Raw genomic sequence first — 4,653 nt, 5'->3', positions numbered from 1 at the left:
GGCACCGCACACCCCACCGTCAAGGCCGCCTGCGCCTTCTACGACGGCAGCGCGCTGACCGTCCACGGGCAGCGCAACGACCGCGTCAAGCAGGTCCAGTGCCTGCTCGCCAACCGCCGCTACCTGTCCTGGAACGACCTCACCGGCTACTTCGGCGACAAGACCCTCGCGGCCGTGAAGAAGTTCCAGAAGGCCCACCACCTCACCGCCAACGGCAAGGTCGACAAGAAGACCTGGCACGCCCTGTACCACGCCTGACCGTTCCGGGGAGCGGCAACCACCCCGGCCGTTGGGGGAGCGGCGGACCGTCCGCCGCTCCCCCTCTCCATGGCGGGCGTTCCACCGCCGTCACCGATGTCACTCTTTCCCGGCATGTCCGTCACAGCCGCTCAACAGCCGTCCTCCCGGGGCCACCCGGCGTCGTTGGCCGGACACGGGGTCAGCGATGACCGTGCCGTCCCCCGTACGGCTTCCCGAGGAGTGCGCAGAGATGACCGACCCGAGGCTCTGGTCCTACAAGGAGATCGCCGCACACATCCAGGTGCGGCCGGACACCGTCCGCTCGTACCGCAAACACGGGTTGCTGCCCGACCCCGACCTGGTCGAGGGCGGACGCCCCTACTGGTTCGCCGACACCGTGCGGTCCTGGGTCTCCCGCCGGCCCGGCCACCGCGGCGGACGGTGAGACGACGGGTTGAAACAACCGCCTCGCCCGATGGAGGATCAACAACGGTGCGACAGGAACCTGACACCGGCGACCCGCGGCGCGGACACCCGGTACACGACCGCCCCCCGGGCCGGGAGGGCGCCGTGCCACGCACCGGCGCCACGCCGTCGCCGCCGTGCCCGCAGTGCGGCAGCGCGATGGCCGGCTCGGCGAGCGACTGGTGGCGGTGCGCCTCCGCCCAGTGCCCCTACGAGATCCCCGACGACGCCTACCGCGTCTACGCGGAACTCTCCGCGCTCTTCGACACCTCCCCCGAGGCGTTCTTCGCCCGCGTCCGCAGCCACCGCGACGCGTCGCGGGTGCTGGAGCACTCCTGGCTGCTGTGACGGGGGCGTACGCGCCCCCTCGCCGGTTCAGGCGCGCGGCGGGGCCGTGGTGCCGCGGATCTCCAGGGACGGGACGACCAGTTGCCGTTCGGCGGTGCGGTCGGGGTGGTCCATGCGGGCGAGCAGGCACTGGGCGGCGCGGCGTCCCACGTCATGGCTGGCGTTGTTGACGGTGCTCAGCCATACGTGGCGGATGCGGGAGAGCGAGGTGTTGTCGCAGCCGATGACGGAGAGGTCGCCGGGGACGTCGAGGCCCAGCTCCTGCGCCGCCGAGAGGACGCCCACGGCGGTGATGTCGTTGAACGCGAAGACGGCCGTGGGGCGTTCGGCGGCGGTCCGGCCGCCGAGCAGGCGCACCGCCGCCCGGTAGCCGCCCTCCTCCGTGGCGTCGCCCGGTTCGGTGGACGCGGTGGCGCCCGGCCCGTGCGCCTCCATCGCGGCCTCGAAGCCGCGGCGGCGCAGCGCCCCGGCGCTGCCGAGGCCGGTGAGGTGGGCGATCCTGCGGTGGCCGAGGCCGAGAAGGTGCTCGGTGGCGAGCCGGGCGCCGCGTTCGTCGTCGTTGGCGATGGTGTCGACGTGCGGGAGGCATGGTTCGTGGGTGCCGGCGACGACGGTCGGCAGCCGTTCGGCGGCGGCCGCGAGGGCGGCGGTGTCGGGCAGGGAGCCGACGGCGACCAGGCCGTCCACCCGTAGTTCCACGAAGGCGCGGGTGAAGTCCTCGCCGGTGCGGCGGCTGAGCCGTCCGTCGGCCAGCAGCATCCGCAGGCCGTGGGCGTGCAGCACGGAGTTGAGGCCGTCGAGCAGTTCGACGAACCAGGGGTTGCGCATGTCGTTGAGGAGCACGCCGACGGTGTGCGTACGGCGGGCGACGAGGCTGCGGGCGGCCGCGTTGGGCCGGTAGCCCAGTTCCTCGATGGCCTCCAGGACGGCCTGCCGTTTGGCGTCGCTGACCCGCGGCGAGCCCTGGAGCACCAGGGAGACCAGCGACTTGGAGACGCCGGCGCGTTCGGCGACGCCGCGGATCGTCGGCGGGCGGCCCGCGTCCGGCCGTGCCGCGGGCTGCTCGTTGGACCGTTCCATGGAGGGAGATCCTTCCAGCGGGGCACGGAGCCGTCAAAGCGGCGGACGTATCGGATGTCTCTCCCGCACTTCGGGCGACCGAAGGGTTGACATACAGACATACGGACATGCAGGGTGCCCGGGACGGGCCGACGTTGGACCGTTCCAACGGCTACCCGTGCGGCTTGCCCCACCACTCCCTGAGAGGACCACAGGCATGAAGATCGGCCTGATCGGCACGGGACGCATCGGCGCGTTCCACGCCGAGACCCTGCGCAGCGTCCCCGCCGTCACGGACATCGTGGTCGCGGACGCGGACCCCTCCCGCGCCACCGCGCTCGCCGCCACCCTCGGCGTCCGGGCCGCCGACGGCATCGGGGAGCTGTACGCCGAGGGCCTCGACGGAGTGGTGATCACGGCCGCGACCAGCGCGCACGCCACCCTGATCCACCAGGCGCTGGACGCCGGGGTGCCGGTGTTCTGCGAGAAGCCGGTGGCGCTGGACGTGCCCGGCACCCGCGCCGTGGTCGAGCGGACCGAGAACGGCACGGTCCCGGTCCAGATCGGCTTCCAGCGGCGCTTCGACGCCGGTTACCGCGCCGCCCGCGAGGCGCTGCGCTCGGGCGAGCTGGGCTGGCTGCACACCCTGCGCGCCTGCACCAGCGACCAGTCGCCGCCCCCGGCCGCCTTCATCCCCACCTCGGGCGGACTGTTCCGCGACTGCTCCATCCACGACTTCGACATCATGCGCTGGCTCACCGGCCGCGAGGTGGTCTCGGTCTACGCCCAGGGCTCCAACCGGGGCGCGGACTTCTTCGCCGAGGGCGACGACGTCGACACCTGCGCGGCCCTGCTGCGGTTCGACGACGACACCCTGGCCACGGTCACCGCGACCCGCTACAACGGCGCGGGCCACGATGTCCGCCTGGAGGTCTGCGGCTCCCGGGACGCCCGGGTCGTCGGCCTCGACGACCGCGCCCCGCTGCCGTCCGCGGAGGCGGCGCTGTCCTGGCGCCGCGCCGAGGCGCCGTACGCCACGTTCATGGAGCGCTTCCGTAAGGCGTATGTGACGGAGCTGACCGCCTTCACGGAGGTCGCCGCCGGGCGGATGCCGAGCCCCTGCTCCCCCGCCGAGGCGCTGGAGGCGCTGTACGTGGCGGAGGCGTGCGACCGTTCGCGCCGTACGGGCGAGCCGGTCGCGGTCGCGGACATCCGCGGCGCGTGAGCGATCCCGGCGTCCTCCCGCTGCTGATCCTGCCGCTGGCCGCGCTGCTGGTGGGGGTCTCCAAGACCGCCGTCAGCGGCGTCGGCACGGTGAGCGTGGCGCTGTGCGCGGTCGCGCTGCCGGCCAAGGAGTCCACCGGTCTGCTGCTGCCGCTGCTGCTGGTCGGTGACGTCCTGGCGGTGCGCGCCTACGGGCGGCACGCGGACCTCCGCGCCCTGGTGCGGCTGCTGCCGTCGGTGGCGGCGGGCGTCGCGCTGGGCGCCGTGTTCATGGCGTGGACCGATGACACGGTGATGCCGCGGACCATCGGGGTGCTGCTGCTGGTGATGGCGGCGCACCAGGTGGTGCGGCGGTGGCGGGAGGGGCGGGGTGCCGCGTCGGGGGACAGCACCGGCCCCTCCCCCCTGCGTGCCCCGGTCTTCGGGCTGCTCGCCGGTTTCGGCACCATGGTGGCCAACGCGGGCGGGCCCGCGATGTCGCTCTATCTGCTCGCCTCGGGGTTCTCGGTGCTGGGGTTCCTGGGGACGGGCGCGTGGTTCTTCCTCGTCGTCAACCTCGTGAAGCTGCCGTTCAGTGTGGCGATGGGGCTGATCACGCCGCGGGTACTGGTGTGGGACGCGGTGCTGGCGGTGGCGGTGGTCGCCGGCGCGCTGCTGGGCCGGGCGCTGGTCGACCGGATCGACCGGGCCCTCTTCGAGCGGCTGGTGCTGGTCTTCACCGTTCCGGCGGCGCTGGCGCTGCTGCGCTGAGCGGCGCGGCGAGATCCAGCCGCCAGTCGCGGCAGCGCATGATCCGCCCCTCGGGGTACTCGATGTCGCACTCCCCGGCGAGCGTGAAGCCGGCCCGGCGGCAGACGGCGTGGGACGCGGTGTGGCCCACGGCGGGAAAGGCGTGGAGGAAGCGGTGGCGGCCCTCCGCCCGGGCTCGTGCGACCGTCTCGCGGGCCGCCGCCACCGCGATGCCGCGCCCCTGGTAGGCGGGGAGCACGACCCAGCCCGTCTCGTACACCGGGCCGCCGGGGAGCGGGCGTTCCCAGAAGCCGATCGATCCGACCGCGGGGCCGTCGGGGCCGAGCCGGATCATGAACATCCGTCCCGGGCCGTCGAGTTCCCGGTAGCGGCGGTGGCGGGCGGCGAGTCGCCGTTCCGTCTCCGGGCCGCCGAGGTGGGCGGTCATCGCGGGGGTGTTGGCGGCGCGCAGCAGGGCGAGGCCCTCCGCCACCCAGGGGGCGAGGTACGGGGCGGGTGCCGGGTTCGAGGACGTCATGGCGGCACGGTAGGGGCGGGCACTGACATCCGCCCGAGGGTCCCTGGTGT

Annotated in this window: 7 protein-coding genes; 5 read left to right on the top strand and 2 right to left on the bottom strand. The window is 73.8% G+C overall.

Translation table 11 applies throughout. The features are described from left to right. From AC51EU_RS27230 to AC51EU_RS27220, 3 genes are all read left to right on the top strand, one after another. On the top strand, window positions 1-258 hold a 258-nt coding region (locus tag AC51EU_RS27230; protein WP_496269743.1), incomplete at its 5' end, for a peptidoglycan-binding domain-containing protein. 232 nt (window positions 259-490) lie between these two features. Then, window positions 491-685, top strand: a complete 195-nt coding sequence (locus AC51EU_RS27225) for a MerR family transcriptional regulator (protein WP_496269742.1) — start codon at window positions 491-493, stop codon at window positions 683-685. A gap of 125 nt (window positions 686-810) precedes the next feature. Further along, window positions 811-1,053 (top strand): hypothetical protein, encoded by a 243-nt coding sequence (locus AC51EU_RS27220; RefSeq protein WP_496269741.1) that lies wholly within the window; start codon window positions 811-813, stop codon window positions 1,051-1,053. 27 nt (window positions 1,054-1,080) lie between these two features. On the opposite strand, the gene AC51EU_RS27215 is transcribed toward AC51EU_RS27220, so the two are convergent. After that, the gene (locus AC51EU_RS27215; protein ID WP_496269740.1) at window positions 1,081-2,133 is read right to left on the bottom strand and encodes a LacI family DNA-binding transcriptional regulator; all 1,053 of its coding nucleotides are present in this window, start codon (window positions 2,131-2,133) and stop codon (window positions 1,081-1,083) included. Window positions 2,134-2,329: 196 nt separating this feature from the next. Here AC51EU_RS27215 and AC51EU_RS27210 point away from each other — a divergent pair, with 196 nt between their 5' ends. Next, window positions 2,330-3,337, top strand: coding sequence for a Gfo/Idh/MocA family protein (locus tag AC51EU_RS27210; protein ID WP_496269739.1), 1,008 nt, complete (start codon window positions 2,330-2,332; stop codon window positions 3,335-3,337). Beyond that, entirely contained in the window at window positions 3,334-4,086 is a 753-nt protein-coding gene (locus tag AC51EU_RS27205) for a TSUP family transporter (protein WP_496269738.1), read from the top strand. Before AC51EU_RS27210 ends, AC51EU_RS27205 begins: the two co-directional genes overlap by 4 nt. On the opposite strand, the gene AC51EU_RS27200 is transcribed toward AC51EU_RS27205, so the two are convergent. After that, complete coding sequence (locus AC51EU_RS27200) at window positions 4,052-4,603, bottom strand: GNAT family N-acetyltransferase (protein WP_496269737.1); 552 nt, start codon at window positions 4,601-4,603, stop codon at window positions 4,052-4,054. The genes AC51EU_RS27205 and AC51EU_RS27200 overlap by 35 nt on opposite strands. Window positions 4,604-4,653: the final 50 nt, after the last annotated feature.

It is taken from the genome of Candidatus Streptomyces philanthi, assembly GCF_059553635.1.
Note: the sequence above shows the minus strand (reverse complement) of the source record. Positions and strands in the feature narration are given on the sequence as shown.